The organism is Pseudoalteromonas sp. UBA2102 (assembly GCF_002331165.1).
GTDB classification, from domain to species: Bacteria; Pseudomonadota; Gammaproteobacteria; order Enterobacterales; family Alteromonadaceae; genus Pseudoalteromonas; species Pseudoalteromonas atlantica.
In genome coordinates this window covers 1-16,367 of the sequence record NZ_DCYU01000031.1, presented here as the reverse complement: position 1 = coordinate 16,367, position 16,367 = coordinate 1, and the positions used below count along the sequence as shown (strand labels likewise).

Annotated in this window: 17 protein-coding genes and 1 pseudogene; 16 read left to right on the top strand and 2 right to left on the bottom strand. The window is 38.7% G+C overall.

The genetic code is table 11. From position 1 onward, the window contains the following. The first annotated feature begins 1 nt into the window (after position 1). From B2R65_RS03390 to B2R65_RS03355, 8 genes are all read left to right on the top strand, one after another. The gene (locus B2R65_RS03390) at positions 2–1,189 is read left to right on the top strand and encodes an ADP-ribosylglycohydrolase family protein (protein WP_024032863.1); all 1,188 of its coding nucleotides are present in this window, start codon (positions 2–4) and stop codon (positions 1,187–1,189) included. A 29-nt stretch (positions 1,190–1,218) separates the two neighbouring features. Next, entirely contained in the window at positions 1,219–1,986 is a 768-nt protein-coding gene (locus tag B2R65_RS03385) for a peptidoglycan-binding domain-containing protein (RefSeq protein WP_286741112.1), read from the top strand. Further along, on the top strand, positions 1,983–2,513 hold the full coding sequence (locus B2R65_RS03380; RefSeq protein WP_024032861.1) for a hypothetical protein: 531 nt from the start codon (positions 1,983–1,985) through the stop codon (positions 2,511–2,513). The genes B2R65_RS03385 and B2R65_RS03380 overlap by 4 nt, the downstream gene beginning before the upstream one ends. A gap of 264 nt (positions 2,514–2,777) precedes the next feature. Then, entirely contained in the window at positions 2,778–3,266 is a 489-nt protein-coding gene (locus B2R65_RS03375) for a hypothetical protein (RefSeq protein ID WP_286741109.1), read from the top strand. 105 nt (positions 3,267–3,371) lie between these two features. Then, the gene (locus B2R65_RS03370; protein ID WP_126009377.1) at positions 3,372–3,638 is read left to right on the top strand and encodes a hypothetical protein; all 267 of its coding nucleotides are present in this window, start codon (positions 3,372–3,374) and stop codon (positions 3,636–3,638) included. Positions 3,639–3,727: 89 nt separating this feature from the next. Beyond that, complete coding sequence (locus tag B2R65_RS03365) at positions 3,728–4,507, top strand: hypothetical protein (protein ID WP_286741104.1); 780 nt, start codon at positions 3,728–3,730, stop codon at positions 4,505–4,507. Positions 4,508–4,652: 145 nt separating this feature from the next. Continuing rightward, positions 4,653–5,171 carry a DUF6795 domain-containing protein gene (locus tag B2R65_RS03360; RefSeq protein WP_024032856.1) on the top strand — a complete coding sequence of 173 codons (519 nt, stop codon included), beginning with the start codon at positions 4,653–4,655 and terminating at the stop codon, positions 5,169–5,171. Between the two features lie 23 nt (positions 5,172–5,194). Next, positions 5,195–6,361: a lipase family protein gene (locus B2R65_RS03355; RefSeq protein WP_064387120.1), complete on the top strand. Its 1,167-nt coding sequence runs from the start codon at positions 5,195–5,197 to the stop codon at positions 6,359–6,361. A gap of 14 nt (positions 6,362–6,375) precedes the next feature. On the opposite strand, the gene soxR is transcribed toward B2R65_RS03355, so the two are convergent. Then, the gene (soxR, locus tag B2R65_RS03350) at positions 6,376–6,837 is read right to left on the bottom strand and encodes a redox-sensitive transcriptional activator SoxR (RefSeq protein WP_248461796.1); all 462 of its coding nucleotides are present in this window, start codon (positions 6,835–6,837) and stop codon (positions 6,376–6,378) included. A 77-nt stretch (positions 6,838–6,914) separates the two neighbouring features. On the opposite strand from soxR, the gene B2R65_RS03345 reads away from it, so the two are divergent. The 5 genes from B2R65_RS03345 (at position 6,915) to B2R65_RS03325 (ending at position 10,845) form a co-directional block, all read left to right on the top strand. Continuing rightward, on the top strand, positions 6,915–7,388 hold the full coding sequence (locus B2R65_RS03345; protein WP_138576565.1) for a flavodoxin family protein: 474 nt from the start codon (positions 6,915–6,917) through the stop codon (positions 7,386–7,388). A 64-nt stretch (positions 7,389–7,452) separates the two neighbouring features. Beyond that, complete coding sequence (locus B2R65_RS03340) at positions 7,453–7,965, top strand: DsrE family protein (protein WP_138576563.1); 513 nt, start codon at positions 7,453–7,455, stop codon at positions 7,963–7,965. Next, positions 7,965–8,588, top strand: a complete 624-nt coding sequence (locus tag B2R65_RS03335; RefSeq protein WP_286741094.1) for a GDSL-type esterase/lipase family protein — start codon at positions 7,965–7,967, stop codon at positions 8,586–8,588. The genes B2R65_RS03340 and B2R65_RS03335 overlap by 1 nt, the downstream gene beginning before the upstream one ends. A 126-nt stretch (positions 8,589–8,714) precedes the next feature. Then, on the top strand, positions 8,715–10,265 hold the full coding sequence (locus B2R65_RS03330) for an EAL domain-containing protein (RefSeq protein WP_286741091.1): 1,551 nt from the start codon (positions 8,715–8,717) through the stop codon (positions 10,263–10,265). A 58-nt stretch (positions 10,266–10,323) separates the two neighbouring features. Beyond that, on the top strand, positions 10,324–10,845 hold the full coding sequence (locus tag B2R65_RS03325) for a hypothetical protein (protein ID WP_286741088.1): 522 nt from the start codon (positions 10,324–10,326) through the stop codon (positions 10,843–10,845). A gap of 33 nt (positions 10,846–10,878) precedes the next feature. Here B2R65_RS03325 and B2R65_RS03320 read toward each other — a convergent pair whose 3' ends face one another. Then, on the bottom strand, positions 10,879–13,128 hold the full coding sequence (locus B2R65_RS03320) for a TonB-dependent receptor (RefSeq protein ID WP_286741085.1): 2,250 nt from the start codon (positions 13,126–13,128) through the stop codon (positions 10,879–10,881). Between the two features lie 279 nt (positions 13,129–13,407). On the opposite strand from B2R65_RS03320, the pseudogene B2R65_RS03315 reads away from it, so the two are divergent. From B2R65_RS03315 to B2R65_RS03305, 3 genes and pseudogenes are all read left to right on the top strand, one after another. Further along, a pseudogene (locus tag B2R65_RS03315) lies at positions 13,408–14,418 on the top strand (LacI family DNA-binding transcriptional regulator); the annotation flags it as partial. Positions 14,419–14,582: 164 nt separating this feature from the next. Next, positions 14,583–15,821, top strand: coding sequence for an MFS transporter (locus tag B2R65_RS03310; RefSeq protein WP_138576559.1), 1,239 nt, complete (start codon positions 14,583–14,585; stop codon positions 15,819–15,821). Between the two features lie 16 nt (positions 15,822–15,837). Continuing rightward, positions 15,838–16,367: trehalase family glycosidase (locus B2R65_RS03305; RefSeq protein WP_286741079.1), on the top strand; the 530-nt coding region annotated here is incomplete at its 3' end.

Sequence of the window (16,367 nt, the reverse complement as noted above, 5' to 3'; positions counted from 1 at the left end):
AATGAGTGAAAAAAAATATTATGATGATTCTGGTGAGTTAATTACCTCTTCCATAATAATTCGAATGTTAGAAATGGAAAATAAAATTCCTAATGATCTTCGATTTCCTTTTATGACAAATAAATTGAGTGGCTCCAGAGAGCCTCATAAAACCCAATGGATGTCATCATATAATGTCTATCGCATTGCTGTCCCAAGACCTACTGATGAGCAATGTAAAGAATATTATCAAAGAATTCAAGTTGATTGTGATGATGACATAAATCGCTTTCGAGGTGCTTTACTTGGATGTGCGCTTGGTGATGCTTTAGGCACAACTCTTGAGTTTAAGGCCCCTGGAACATTTGAGCCAATTACTGATATTGTGGGAGGAGGGCCATTTAACTTGAAGGCAGGAGAGTGGACGGACGATACTAGCATGATGTATTGCCTAGCTCATAGTCTCGTTCGTACAAAAATTTGTGACCCTAAAGATCAAATGGATTTGTACCATAAATGGTGGAAAGATGGTGTTTTCAGTGTAAATGGGAAGTGTTTTGATATTGGTAATACGGTTGTCCATGCTCTGCAAAGTTATAAACAAACTGGCGATCCTATATCTGGCAATACAGATCCAAAATCGGCAGGAAATGGGTCTTTAATGCGTTTGGCACCAATACCAATTCGTTACTATGATAATTTTGAAAATGCAATTAAATATGCAGCTTTAAGCTCTATTACAACTCATGGCGCTGAAGAAGCTGTGGATGCTTGCCGTTATTTTAGTGGGTTAATTTGGGGGGCTTTGCATGGAGTATCGAAAGAAACTTTACTCGATGGGATCTATACACCCATAGACGGGTACTGGGATGAAAACCCATTATGTCAATCGATAATTGATCTCATAGTAGACGCTAAATATAAATCTAAAAGTGCTTCGCAAATACGCGCAAGTGGTTATGTCATGCATACCTTGGAAGCAGTTTTATGGGCTTTTTATCATTCTGATACATTTGAGTCTGGTGCTTTATTAGCCGTTAATTTAGGTGAAGATGCTGACACAACAGGTGCTATATACGGGCAGCTTGCAGGTGCATATTATGGAGAACGTGTAATTAATTATCATTGGGTTAAAAAAGTGAGAGAATTTCATGTTTTTTATTTAAAAGCCCAAGAGTTTAAAGAGTTGATCGTTTCGGAAAGAAATTAATAACAATAAATAAAAGACAAGGAAATACAATGTCATCAATAAGAATAACTCAATCTATTGGATTGGGCGGCACTAACAGTTTAAATGATGTAAAAACAGTACAAGCCGCGTTAAATAAATTACTAAAACTTATCCCACCTACACAAGTTTTAGTTGTTGATGGTCGCTTAAACCCTCGTCCAGAAAACTCAAAAACTATTGCTGCTATTAAGTTATTCCAAAGCAAAGCCTTAAACATGGTTCGACCCGATGGAAAAATAAATCCGAATGATGCTACTTTTCGCAAAATTAATGAAAAGCTCGCCTTATTTAACTCTCAAAAAGCAGGAATGAAAGATCCTCAACTTTTCTTGAACAATGTAATAAAACCAACGCTGTTAAAAATCGGTTTATCATCAAAAAAAGCAGAAATCTTATTGCTGGGCACAGCGATTCAAGAAAGTCGATTGAAGTATCGTCAACAACTAGGCGGTGGACCTGCTTTGAGTTATTTTCAGATAGAGCCTGCTACTCATGATGACATTTGGGATAATTACCTAAGTTACAGAGGAGAGTTAGCATTAAAAGTTAAAAGCTTAATGACTACTGAAGATAAGTTAAAAGAGCTAAAAGAGAATGATGCTTATGCATGCGCCATTGCTAGAATCCACTATTTAAGAGCACCAGCCGCCTTGCCAGAAGCTAATGATACTAATGCGCAGGCTCAGTATTGGAAAACTTATTACAATACGCCACTTGGAAAGGGTACTGTGCAAGAGTTTATCCATAATTGGCAGACATATGGAGTAAGTATATGAATGTTTTTAAGGCCTTAATTTGTACTCTACTATTAACGATAAGTCATACCGCTTTCGCATCAGAGTGCTTAAATATAAAAGTAACTAAGCCTATAAAAATTGATGACAAAACAGGGCTATTGCAGTCATTGAAGTTTGAGCAAGTTAAATTACTCCACAAAGATAAATCAGGTATTTGCTTACCTACGAGGGATACCTACATTTTGTCTTTTAGTGAAGGGATCCCTTTTATTGCTACTCGATTAAAAGGTCATACGCCAGAAATAATATTGCTCGAAAAAGGCAAACATTATTATGCATTAATAAAGTTTTATGCAGGTAACAAATTGCAAGTACTAAAGGGATATCAAATCATCAACTCAGAGCTATACGCACTACCTAATTTCACTTTGAGTAGTAATGTAAGCAATATTAGTATTGATGAAGGGGTTATTAGCGTAAAGAATACTAAGTTAGTTGAAGAGCACTCTATTGATTCAGTTACGCTTTATAACTTTGATTTATCAGGTGTATCAGTTAAGCATTAAGTAATGTACTTACTAAATAACTATAATATTGAACTATCAAGGGTATTTAAAAAGCATGATAAAAAGTAACCTTGGTAAGTTTTTTCTGATAACAGCCTTGTTTTTTATTGCACCGTGTAATGAAGCTCAAGGTGCCTCGCAAGTTATATTTAAATGTAATGTGGATGTGCCTCCACCTCCACCTCCACCTAATGAGCCTATTATTAGCAAAGTAGGTAATAAATTTCACTTACCCGAAAATTCAGCTCATATGAAAGGGCTATAATGGTGAAAACAATAGCTACTTTTCTTTTTGCTATTGTAATATGTTTTAGTGGGATGGCAGGAACTCTTTTTCCTAACCTTGATATTAATGATCCTAACTTATCGCAAGATAAAGTCATGCGCCAATGTCAAAAAAGCTTAATGTATGCACCTCAAGAGCTTGATGCTTGGTGTGATAAAGCTTATAAAATGGGAAATTGGCAAGCTCTGGAATTAGTAGGCCTTCATAAAGGTGATGGAAGCCGCTATATTGCTGAGGCAAAAAAGCATGCTGCAGAAGGCGATCCTGATGGTATCTTAGCTTTAGCTTATGTATATAGCACTGGACGTTTTGTTACTAAAGATCTTTATTTAATTTACACTGAGCTAGGCGACTTAGAAAAGGCTGCTGCACATAAACGCTTTTTAGATGAAAGTAACTATGAAAAAGTCAGAAAAGAAATGTTTGAAAAGCAACTTAAGGATTCGGGCATTTCTTTAGATAATTAAGAAATGAGCATTTACTTAAACTATTTATAATTAGTACAAACCATTAAAGTTATTGCATTTTTAAAGGAGCTATAAACGCCTAAGCTAAGGCACTATAGAAATGATATGGAACAACAAAACCAACAAACATTAACTAACCTTGTTTACGATATATACGAAAACCCAACTTTAATAGAAGAGCATCAAGTGCTTATCATGCCCTTGTTGAGCGATTTAGTTGCTAGTGCGCCAGCTGGGTTTGAGGGTATGGCGACGATGATTAATACCCATATTTCTAATGGGTTTAAATTCAAGAACCCTAAAATACAAAAATTTGAACTTGAATCAGGGCTTTTAAAACTTAAAACGTATTTTCAAAAAATAAACCTTTAATACCTACCTCTCTTTATTATTGAGCGCCCACATTTTTAATTTTAATGCAGCACAAGTGCTGCATTCGTTTTTCTCATTAAGGATGATGTATGAGCCTTATTACCACGAGTATTTTAATGCTGTTTTTACAGCCTTTATTTGTATATTTAGCTCTTTTTAAAGAGTCTGAGCAAAGTGCCCGAAACCGTTCCCTAGATAACGAGGATGCTATGTATCTATTTATAGCGCCAGGGTTAGCTGTATTTTATCCTGATGACTTTTGGCAGGCGGTACTTTATTTAGGAACTGTATGCCTATTAGGTTTAATGCTCGCCATTATTGTAAAAAGCAAAGCTAAAAAACGATTAACAAGGGATGACGCTATCGGGTTTACTATTGCCAGTTTTTTATTTTTTTGGCTTATAAAATTAATTATTGGTGGGATAGGGTATCTTTTTAGCGAAAATGCCGCGAATGGTTCCGCGGCCGACATAGGCCAGCAAGCTTATTCATCAACTTCAGGTGAGCTTTTAAACTGGGGGTATTTATATTATCAGTTTTGGCCAACGCTATACTTTTTACTATCTATGTTAATCACTTTAGCTATAAAAATAATTGAAAGCCGGTTTGATAAACATTCAATTTCAGGCTCGCTGTTAATTTTGGGTGCAGTTTTAGCTGGCGTATCACCGTTATTTGGCAATGCTTTTATTTTAGGTGTGATAGCTAACTTTTTTATATTTTTTGTTGTGTGTACGGCATGCATAGAAATTGATAAAAAGAGCGACCCTTCAGCCGGTGCTATTAGTATTATGTATGCTTTTTTGCTTATGGGCGGCATCATGTTTAGTGGCATTGGTAAATTAATATATACACTATTTTATAATTAGATTAGTGATTGTTTTTTGGTTAAAAAACATGCAGTATAATTGTACCTAATTAGACCCCTACTTTTTCAGTATAAATATGGCTGGTGTAATTAATTAGCCATATATATTAAGTAGTTTATAGCTAGGCCTTGGGAGAGAGTTTGCTTTGTTTTTATCGCGCTTAAAAATTTTTGTATTGGTAATAGTCTCTATTGCCGTTGTTTTTTTTACTACATCACAGGCTTGTGCAGATATGTTTGGCTTTTTTAATAAACAAGAATTTTATTTATCGGCTCCAGTAAAAGGGCAGTTATTAGATAATGGGCAGCCAGTTGCAAACACTAAAGTGATGCGCTCACTTACCTATGGCGATGAATACGTTGATGAAACCACAACAGATGAACAGGGTTATTTTACCTTCACAGAAAAAACAATAAAAACTGGTAAACCTTCTAATATGTTTGATAACGACTCGCTGGTTCAACATATTTATTTAGAAAACGGCACGCCAGAAGGGATTGTTCTATGGTACACACTTGTTTCAATTCATGAAGATAGCGATACACTCAAAGCGCTTCTTGCACACTTAGAGTGTGATATTGGCCAAGAGCCACAAACTTATGATATTCCAATTAAAGAAGATACAAGCCATACTTTTGCGATATACACATCATGTAAACTTTAACTATTTATTTAAAGGGAACTTATATGAATACTTTGACACCCACTCAAGCCGTACAATTAGCAAACCTTGCTTATAAAGCAAAAAGTATTAAAACCACTAATTTACTCAATCGCACACTTCATGCCTCTTTGCGCGACAATTTTAATTTTTCAGTTAACCCTGGCGCAGTACAAGGGGTAACGGGCAGCTTTTTTTCTCATTTATTTAATTTAAGCACGGGCTTTGCTTTAGTAGGGCATGGGCTTGGCGCGTATGAGGGCGATTCGGTTATAACTATTCGGGGAACTAACTCGCTAAGAGATGGATTAACCGATGGGCACTTTGGCGTAAGTGGTGGGTCAAATGGCAGTATGGTGCATGCTGGTTTTAATAAGACCTTTTATAGTATGAAGCCTGCGCTGCAAGAGTTTATAGCAGCGAATATTCAAGATAAAGTGACGGGTTGCGTTCATTTAGTTGGCCACAGCTTGGGTGGTGCGTTAGCGACGCTTTCTGCTGATTGGATCAAAGCTGAGTATTCACTTCCTGTAAAATTATATACGTTTGGTTCGCCGCGTGTTGGGCTTGAAAACTTTTCTCGCGCAGCAACATCCAGAATCGATAAAATTTATCGCTGTACACATGGGGCTGACCCAGTGGCTAAAGTGCCTTTATGGCCTTTTTCGCATGCTCCGCACAATGGCCAAGAAATACGTTTAGATAGTGGACAAGGTTTAAAAGGTGCTGCTCATACTCTTGCTGGTACGCCTGGCTACTTAAACACTGCCAATAGCAATAATTGGAACAACTTAACTATACAAGCTAATCACTTTTTAAACATGCCTGTGCGTTTAAAATTTGAAGACAGAAATCAAGCATCATTTACCTCACATTGGGCAGATAAACTTGGTGCTGCATTAATTACCCTTTTAAAAGATGCAGGCTATTACAGCGCAGTTGCTGCCCAAGCAGCCATTGGAACCGGTCTCACTTTTTACGATATGTTGGCGCGAACGCTTGATAAAATAGCTAAAGCGTCAGCCTCGTTTGCAACACAAACCTTAGGTTTACTGGGGCATATGTTAGTGTTTGCAGGCAAAGTAATTAGTAAAGCGGTGGAGCTGACTTATAGCTTTATAAAATCTGTATTCGACTCAACCCTAGGCGCTTTATACAGAGCTGCAAGAGAAGGGCTTAGCGGCCTAGACTAACCTTAATTTAAATCTCAATCTCGCTCTAACAAAATAGCACCACTTTGGTTTTCGCCTAAGTGGTCGTTTTTGTTATAAATAGGGCACTTACTCATAGATAAACACCCACAACCAATACAGCCATCTACGCGGTCGCGTAGGCGCTGCATATAAGCTATGCGCTCATCAAGCTGTGCTTGCCATTGCTTTGAAAGGGCTGACCAGTCTTTTTGTGTGGGAGTGCGCTGCTCAGGTAATGTGGCCAGGGTGTGTTTAATTTCATCAAGTGTTATTCCCATGGCTTGTGCGGCTTTTATTACCGCTATACGGCGCAGCACATCTTTTTTATAGCGGCGTTGGTTGCCGCTATTTCGCCAACTACGTATGAGTCCTTTTGTTTCGTAAAAGTGTAGGGTTGATACTTTTACGCCGCTGCGCTTAGCGACATAACCTACGGTTAGGTTAGCCTCGGTTAGTTTTTTTTGATCTATTGGCATTGTTTTAAATTTCCGGTTGACCTCAATATAAGTTGAGGTTTTAAGCTTCTTTCAACATTAAAAAAGGAGCTAACTAAATGCAACAAAAACTTAAACGCAGCACTGTTATTATTTACTCAAGCGCACGTAAAAATGGTAATACGCAGGCACACGTTAACAGCTTTGCTGAGCAAAACGATGTAAGGATAATATGTTTAGATGATTATAAAATAGCGCCGTACTGTTATAACAAAAACTATAAAAGCGATGACTTTTACGCTGTATTTGAAGCACTATTAAAGTATGACCACTGGGTGTTTGCCTCACCCGTTTATTGGTACAGCACCACGGTACAAATGAAGTTATTTATTGATAGAATAACCGACTACATGGACGATGAAGCATTAAAACCAAAATTACGAACGCTGCGTAGTAAGCATTTTTCAGTGCTTTCTAATGCGTCATCAACTGAAGCGCCGGCGTGTTTTGTAGAGCAATTTAAAAATACGTTTAGTTATTTAGGTATGCAGTTTATTAATCATCACCATAAAAGTACCCAAAAGGTTGCTTAAATTGCAGCCTTTTTTGGTTGTCTCTGGTAGTTTAGTAATACGCTTAAAAACACAGGATTGTTTTATGAAATATTTACTAGGGTTAGTGCTGCTTTTTAGCCCGTTTATTAATGCTAATGAGCAACCAATTAACGGGTTTGGTAATTATTATAATGTACCCGAGCATGACAAAATTAATAGCTCTACGGTATTTAAAATAGCATTTGATGTTGCCGATGGTGCTAAAAAAGGCGAGCAAAATAATTCAATAAATTCGTTAGCGCGTTTTATTAACATGCATGTAGCGCATGGTGTAAAGCCTGAAAACATTCAACTTGCATTAGTTGTGCACGGCAGCGCAAGCGTTGATGTGTTAGCTAACAGCGAATATAAAAAACGTTTTAGCGCTGATAATAAAAACCAAGCGTTAATTGAGCAGCTACTTGCTAATAACACTCAGGTGTATGTGTGCGGGCAATCGGCAACTCACTTTAAAGTAACGCCTGAATTGCTCATTGATGGCGTAAAAATGTCGCTTTCTGCGATGACCGCGCACGCACAACTTCAACAACAAGGCTATACGCTTAATCCATTTTAATGACGCAAATAACAAAAAATATACTCTGCTTTGGCGACTCTAATACGTGGGGCTTAAACCCCGAAACAGGAAAGCGCTATGATGAAAAGACCCGTTGGACGGCGCGGTTACAGCAACAGCTAGGCAGCGGCTTTACCGTAATAGAGTCGGGGCAGCCAAACCGTACGCTTGTGAATAACCCGCCTTTTACGGGGGAGCTTAATGGTATTCGCTATTTAAAACCCGATTTGCAGCAACACGCTTTACACACGCTTATTATTGCACTTGGCACTAACGATTTAAAAAAGCGTTTTAACTTAGTCCCAGCAGATATAGCCACCGGCCTTACGCATTTTATTGGCTCTATTAAACAATTTTACTCGCCTGCTAATTTACCGAACATAATTGTTATTGGTCCTTTATTTATTAACCCTCAGCATGGGTTAAGCCGTATTTATTTAAACTGTAATCAAAAGTTATTGCCCCTAAACGCTCTCTTTAAACGTATAGCACACGAGCACGCGCTTAATTACGTTGATATATCACACCTTAACGCCCCCCTAGGGAGCGATGGTATACATTTAAATAGCCAAGGCCATAAGCAGCTTAGCGATATACTCAGCCACCTGGTTTTGCAATTATAATGTAAACAAATCAATAAATTAAAAACGTAATTTGCTTTAATTATTTTACAAGCTTGATTGCTTTTATGCCCAGATATGCAATTATTATTGCACCTGACTCACACACAGCTTCTTTAAAAAGGTGTTATGAAACAATATCAACGTAGGTCTTTAATTGCAGTATTAAGCGGTGTCGTGGTTTTTATTATATGTGCTAGCACACTAATGTACTTTGCTGCACAAAAGCTAAGTAGGCAGTTAGCGCGAGATTCAAATTATATTGTTCAACACATAGATGCTGCCGCAACAGAACGTAGAAAAATTTTAACCCGCCTAAATAACGCGAACGCTAAACAATGTAATAACAATACATTGATAGAAATGCGCCGCGCGTTGTTTGATGCACAATACGTGATAGATATTGGCTTTTTTACAAATAATGAGCTGGTTTGCACCACCGGTGCAGGAAAGCTGGCAGCTACAATTACCGATAATCCTCCCGACTACATTCGAATTGATAAATACGATAATAAACCTGTGCGCGTAAGGTACGAACCACAATTGTATTTACTTTTGTTTAGTGGCCGAGCAATGGAAGTGATAATTGTAAGGCAAGGTAATTACAATTTAATAGTCGATACGCGCGCTTTTAACGATAAAGTAATTGTATCGACCAAATGGGAAGTACTTTATAAAAACACGCGCGAGACGTTTCATTTAGCGGGGGCTAAAGGGGTTTATGAGCAGGTAAAAAATCACTCATTTTTACCTTATGAATCAATTATTAAATGCAGTACTAATAACCCCGGGTACTGCGCAGCCGCACAACTTCCGTGGAGCCAATTTTTTGCTGATAATCAATTTTTATTGATTATTTCGCTTATTTTAATTTCGTTAGCGGGTGTATCGAGTGGGCTGTTAATTGACTATAGCTTAGCGGCTAGGCGCTCAACTATCACGCGGGTGCGCAAAGGTCTTAAAAAGGGCTCATTTTATTGGACCTACCAACCCATTATTTGTTTGCAAACAGGTAAAGTGGTTGGCTGTGAGGCATTGGCCCGTTTTGAAGATAAATACGGGGTTTTATTTCCTGATCAATTTATTCCTATTATCAGAAAAACCAATTTAACGTGGCGCTTTACCCAAGCCATGATTGAAAAAGTACTTTATGAGCTAACCACCGTTGAGGCGTTACCGCGCAATTTTAAAATTTCTATTAATATTTTTCCCTACGATGTAGAAACAGGCAATATTGCGCTTTTAAAAGACATACCTGCACTCACCGATTCGCGCTTTATTATTTGTTTAGAAATAACAGAAGACGAATACTTAGACTCAACAGTTGCCCATACCCACTTTAAAAGGCTGGTTGAGGCGGGCTTTAATTTATCGATAGATGATTTTGGTACGGGTTACTCTAACTTAAAAAATCTACAAAACTTGAGCTTTCATCAGCTTAAAATTGACCGCACTTTTGTACAAGATATAACAACACAAGGCTTAAAGGCATCAATGATCCCCAATATTATGGCGTTGGTACGTAAGTTTAACTACACCTGTGTAGCAGAAGGCATAGAAACAAATGAGCAAGAAGCCATACTAAAACAAGCTGGCGTACATTATGGCCAAGGCTGGAAATACGCCAAGCCCATGGCACTTCGAGAGTTTAAAGCGTATTTAAAATTGCAAACGGTTTAAACGTGTTTTACCTCATATACGTATCAGTATGATATTTATAACAGTGTAAGGTTTTAAAATGATTAAAATAATAGCCAGCGCATTTATGGTGTTAATGCTTAGTGCGTGCTCAGCTCAATACCCAAATCAGCAAATTACCGGTAAGCAGTTTCCTACCATTAGCGGCCAAAGCCTAGATGAGAAAAGCGTAACCATACCGAGTAATTTTAAAGCCGATAAAACCTTGTTACTAATTGGCTATAAACAAGATAGCCAATTTGACATAGACCGTTGGTTAATTGGCTTAGACATGACAGGGGTTACATTACCTACTTACGAACTGCCTAGCATAGCAGGTATGGCTCCGCGTATGTTTAGTACATTTATAGACAGCGGTATGCGCAAGGGTATTCCAAAAGAGCTGTGGGGCGGGGTAATCACTATTTATGAAGATGGTGAAGCTGTGCAAAAATTTACAGGTAATAAAAACCCAAACAATACTCGCGTTGTTTTAATAGATAGCAAAGGTAAAATTTTACATTTTTACGATAGGGGCTTTTCGGTAGAGGCGCTTAATAAACTAAACGAAAAAATAAAATAAAGGGAGCCAAGCTCCCTTTAGTATTAAGTGTGTTTAAAACGCATAACTTACACTAAAGCGCGTAGTGCGTGGCATAATATAGCGGCCATTTGGGGCATCGGCATTACGTGGGTCGCCCTCTGTTATACCTTGCTCATCCGTTAAGTTATCAATGGCCAGTTGTAGTTTTATGCCTTCCATAGGTTCTAAAATTAAACCTAAGTCTACTTTTTCGTAGCCTTCAAGCGTTACTGTATTTTCGTTGTTACCAAAGCGGTCATCAACAGCCGACAGTGTGCCATATAACGTGGCATACATACCTTGTAGTTCAAAGTCGTAGCTAGGTGTGATACGCACTTGCCACTTTGGCTGACGCTGAGATTCATTTCCTTCATTGGTTGGGCTTTGCGTTATTTCGGTTTCTTGTAGTGTGGTATTTAAATTAACCGAAAAACCCGACTGATGATTAAAGTTATAATCAAGCTCAACACCGTACGCTTCGTTTGTTAAAATTTCTGCAGGTACACCTGGGCGGCGTACAAATGTATCGCCCTTAACTTCGTTAACAAACAAGGTCGCGTAAAAGTCTGTAGAGTCAGAAATTAGCTTGTAGCCAAATTCGCCTTGGGTTACTTCTTTAATTAGCTTTTCGCCGCCTTCATAAGCGCTAAAGTTATCTCTAAAGTCGTCAAAGTAAGGCATTTTATAACCACGGTTTACGCGTGCAAATACACCCATGTCATCGTTTATTGAATAGTTAATCCCCGTGGTCCACGATGTTTTACTTTCATCATAGTTAACTGTTTTGGTAATAATTCCATCAAGGCCTTCATCAACACTGTATTCTACTTCATGACTTTCGTGGCGCACGCCTGCATCTAATGTAAAGTCTTCGGCAAATTTGTATTGAGCTGTTACATAAAACGCATTGGTGCGCGCATCACCTGTTGAGCTAATATCGTGGTTAAAATCGCAGCCATTAGTGCTTTGATTACACTCAATGCCAGTTAGCGACTCGCCGCCTGCTTCTAGTACGTGGTAAGCCGTATTACCTAAACTCCACCAATCGTTTGCCGATGTACTGGCTGTGTAGTAACCAAACGTGGCTGATAAATCATCAAATTGCTTTGAAAACGCTAAATCGTTTGTAAATGAGCTAATTTCTTTTAAAACAACCCAGCGGCCAAGTTGTTGTATTGGGGTGTCGCTTGCGTACTCAGTATTGGTTACTGCACCAAATGCGGTTTGCCCATTATCGGCAACTGCACCAACCGTGGTTGCTGAGCCACTTGGCACCAACCCGTATGTATTGGCATCCCCTTTAGTTATATTAAAGCGGTCAGAAAATTGCCAACCATTATCAAGCTCTAGTTTAATGCTACCGCCTGTTACATGGCCGTCCCAGCCTCGGCCATCCCCTAAGTCAATATCGTGTGCTTGTGCATCGGGGCCGGTAAAAATGGTTGCTTGGCGGTTTAACGTGCCAAGTTGGGTATATTCTGCGTCAATCCCTTCAATATTAAGGGGGGTTGGTAAGTACCATGCACCATGGTCATCTGTTTGACGGGTATAAAAATTAAGCTCGCCGTTATCTAAATCTTTAGTGATATTAATGGTAAATTGGCTGCCTTTCTCAGAGGTAAAACCTGCATCACGAATACCCGGAGAGCTTTTTACATACCCGCCAACCATAAAGTATAAATCGTCAGTAATTTCACCACTAATAACAGCATCTACTCGTTGTAGGTCGTAATCAGATGTTGTGTATTTAAATAAGCCCTCGGTGTCTTCACCACCACGCTTTAGCCTAAAGTTAGTTGTTAAACCCGGTTGGCCATTTGATAAAACAGGGTTTGGCCCACCGCGTAAAGCCTCCATGGTCTCAATCGTTTCATCAATTCTAAAAAGTGAAGAGTTTTCTAAAAACGATAATGTAGGGGCTGGGTAAACGGGTGACCCTTCAATACTTAGGGTTAAAAATGGGGCGTCACCGCCGCCAGGAAAACCACGTACAAATACATTGGCACCAGATTCACCCCCTGAGCTTTCTACCCAAACCCCAGGTACGGCTTTAAACAGATCGGCAGTGCTTTTAGGTGAAAGTTTAATAATTTGCTGGCTATCAATATTTGTAACAGCGTAGCCTGCATCAATTTTTCTGATGCCGACCCCGGTAGGTGTGCCCGAAACAACAATTCGCTCTACCTTGGTTTCTTGTGCTTGCTCTTGTGCAAAGGTGGCGTGTGAGCTCAAGGCTAAAGTTATAGCGCACGCTAATGTACTTTTTGCTTTATTGAATGTCATGTGTGATCCCGTTTTTAGTGTGTTAAACAGTGTGTTTTTTACTGCGCTGTATACAAATTTTTTATGTAAACAGGCTGTATATGATGAAACCTTAAAGATTAATGCAAACGTTTGCAATATTTATTTGTAAATTATTTATGAATTATATTTGTAGAAATATTGAGCGTAAAAGCCTAGGTATGGCTTTTTTAGCCTGTGAGGCAAGCCAGAAAAAATTAATAATGCTATATTGTCAGCTAGTTACATTAAACATTAGTTAATACAACGCGGCTCAGGGTTTTCATGGATAACAAAAAAATAAAATTAGCTGATTTAGCAAAGCTGGCAGGGGTGTCTACCTCTACGGTTTCGCGTGCTTTAAATGACAACCCGTTAATAAAACAAGAAACACGCGATAAATTAAAACAACTCGCTAAAGAGCATAATTTTAGTTTAAACACCGCTGCAAGCCGCTTGCGAACGCAAAAAACAAATGTTGTTGCTGTTATCATTAACTTAGATGAACAAACCGAACAATCGATTAGCGATCCATTTTTACTTAAAGTGGTTAGCGAAATTAATCTTGCACTTAATCAACAAGGGCTAGAGCTTTTATTGTCTAATTCAATAATGGCACAGCACGATTGGGCCAATTATTTTATTAATGGTCGAAGGGCCGATGGTATTATTGTGGTTGGGCAGGGTAAAGATCAGCGCAATATAGAGGCGGCTGCTAAAGCGGGGATCCCTTTGGTTGTGTGGGGAGACCCCAAAACACCCAGTAATTACCCTATTGTAGGCAGTGATAACTACCTAGGTGGAATGCAAGCCACTGCGCACTTAATCGAACACGGTGCAAAAAATATTTTATTTTTAGGCGACCCAGAGCACGGTGAAATTAGCGAAAGACACCGTGGTTATGCGGCTGCGCTATCTACACATAAACTAGAGCAGCACGTTGTTTCTATTGATATTACGAGTAGTTCGGCGTATCAAGAAATTAATAGTCTATTGCGCGAAAAAGGGCTCTACTTTGATGCAATAATGGCTTGTAGCGACATGGTTGCCTTAGGTGCAATGAAGGCGTTAAAAGAGCGCTATGTCAGTATCCCTAACGATGTTGCATTGGTGGGCTTTGACGATATAGCAATGGCAGATATTAGCCATCCGTCGCTTTCAACAATTAAACAAAATACTCAATTAGCGGCTGAACTTTTAGTTAAAAAGCTTATGCAACAATTTATGGGTCAAAAAGTTGAATCTCAAGTTATTGATATAGAATTAATAACTCGTCAATCGAGTAAACGTTGATTTATGAATGATAGATACAAATTTTAAAACTTAAAATGCAAACGATTGCATTGATTTTTATTCTACACTAAACTCAACGTTCACTGACACAAACACACACGCTAATTACCCAAAGGTGTTAGCTTTAATCGTTATGGCGCACTGCGTTATAAGTAAGGCAAGCTATGAGTAAAACAAAAATCACACTAGCAATTGCTGCAAGCTATTTTATTTTCGCAATATTATTAAATAGCGTAGGAACAGTCATTTTGCAGGCAATAAACACACTGGGCGTTAGCAAAACTGAGGCGTCTGTTTTGGAAGGGTTTAAAGACTTATCAATTGCGATAATGTCTTTTGTTGTTGCCTCATTCATTCCTAGATTAGGGTATAAGCTCGCAATGTTAGGGGCTTTAGCGGTCGTTGCATTAGCGTGCTTAAGCACCGCACTGATCAGCGAATTTTATATGTTTAAAGTGCTATTTGCAGTGATAGGCTGTGGCTTTGCGGTAGTCAAAGTTTCTGTTTATTCGATTATTGGCCAAGTAACCGAAGATGCGAATAGTCACTCGTCACTTTTAAACACTATCGAAGGCATTTTTATGGTGGGTGTATTAAGTGGTTATTGGATTTTTACCGCCTTTATAGACCCAAGCCAAAGCAATGCGTGGCTCAATGTTTATTACGCGTTGGCTGCGCTTACTTTAATTGTATTATTAAGTGTTGTTATTGCACCGATTGCGCCTGCAATTGATAAAAATAAAACTGACTCTAGTTTGAGTGACTTTATAGCCATGCTTAAATTAACGTATCAGCCCTTGGTGCTTATTTTTATTATAAGTGCATTTTTATATGTTCTTATTGAACAAGGCGTAGGTACTTGGCTGCCAACCTTTAATAACCAAGTTTTACAATTGCCTGTGGCTATAAGTATTCAGTTAGCGAGTATTTTTGCAGCGGCGTTAGCGTTTGGTCGATTAGTTGCGGGGCAGGTGCTTAAGCACATTAATTGGTTTTTTGTTCTGTGCGGATGCTTAGTCGCCATGGCATTACTTATTATTATAACGTTACCCCTAACTGAAAACCTACCTAATACAGCAATCACTAGCCTATTTGATGCACCACTAGCTGCATTTGTTTTGCCCCTCATTGGCTTTTTTATGGCGCCAATTTATCCAGTGTTAAATTCGGTAATGCTCAGCGCATTAGAAAAGCACCAGCATGCAGCCATGACAGGATTAATCGTTGTGTTTTCAGCACTTGGAGGCACAACTGGTTCAATGATCACAGGCTACGTATTTGAGCATTTTAGTGGTCAGCACGCATTTTACCTGTCGTTAATTCCCATTAGCTTAATTTTTATAAGCGTGATTATTTTTAAACAGCGCACCCGCGCAATTTCTCAGCACGCTGCCAGCATATAATTGATTTAGGATTGTTATGAATTTTTTTGAGAGCCAGTTATTTAAAGATGTACAGACCCAACATATTTTTGATGACTGTAAAACATTTGCAGATGCAACTGCACGAACCAGCTGGCAAAGTGCGTGTAAACACTACGAGCAAGTAGCACCGCTTAATCAAGCCCAATTAAAAGAGTTTGTAAATGCTCACTTTATTACGACCCCCTTACTCCGTATGCAAAGTGAGCCAGATATCGCAAGTGTTAAACACTACATTAACTCTTTGTGGCATGGTTTGAGACGGGCGCCTGATAAACCTAAAGCCGATTCTTTGTTAGCATTAAAGCATAGCTACATTGTGCCTGGTGGGCGTTTTCAGGAAATATACTACTGGGATAGCTACTTTACAGCGCTTGGCTTAATGGATGCTAATAAACCTGAAATTGTTGAAGATATGCTGCAAAACTTTATCGACCTTATAAACGATTATGGGTGTATTCCAAATGGCAATCGCAGTTACTACTTATCGCGTTCACAGCCACCTATTTTAGCGCTTATGGTTGAATT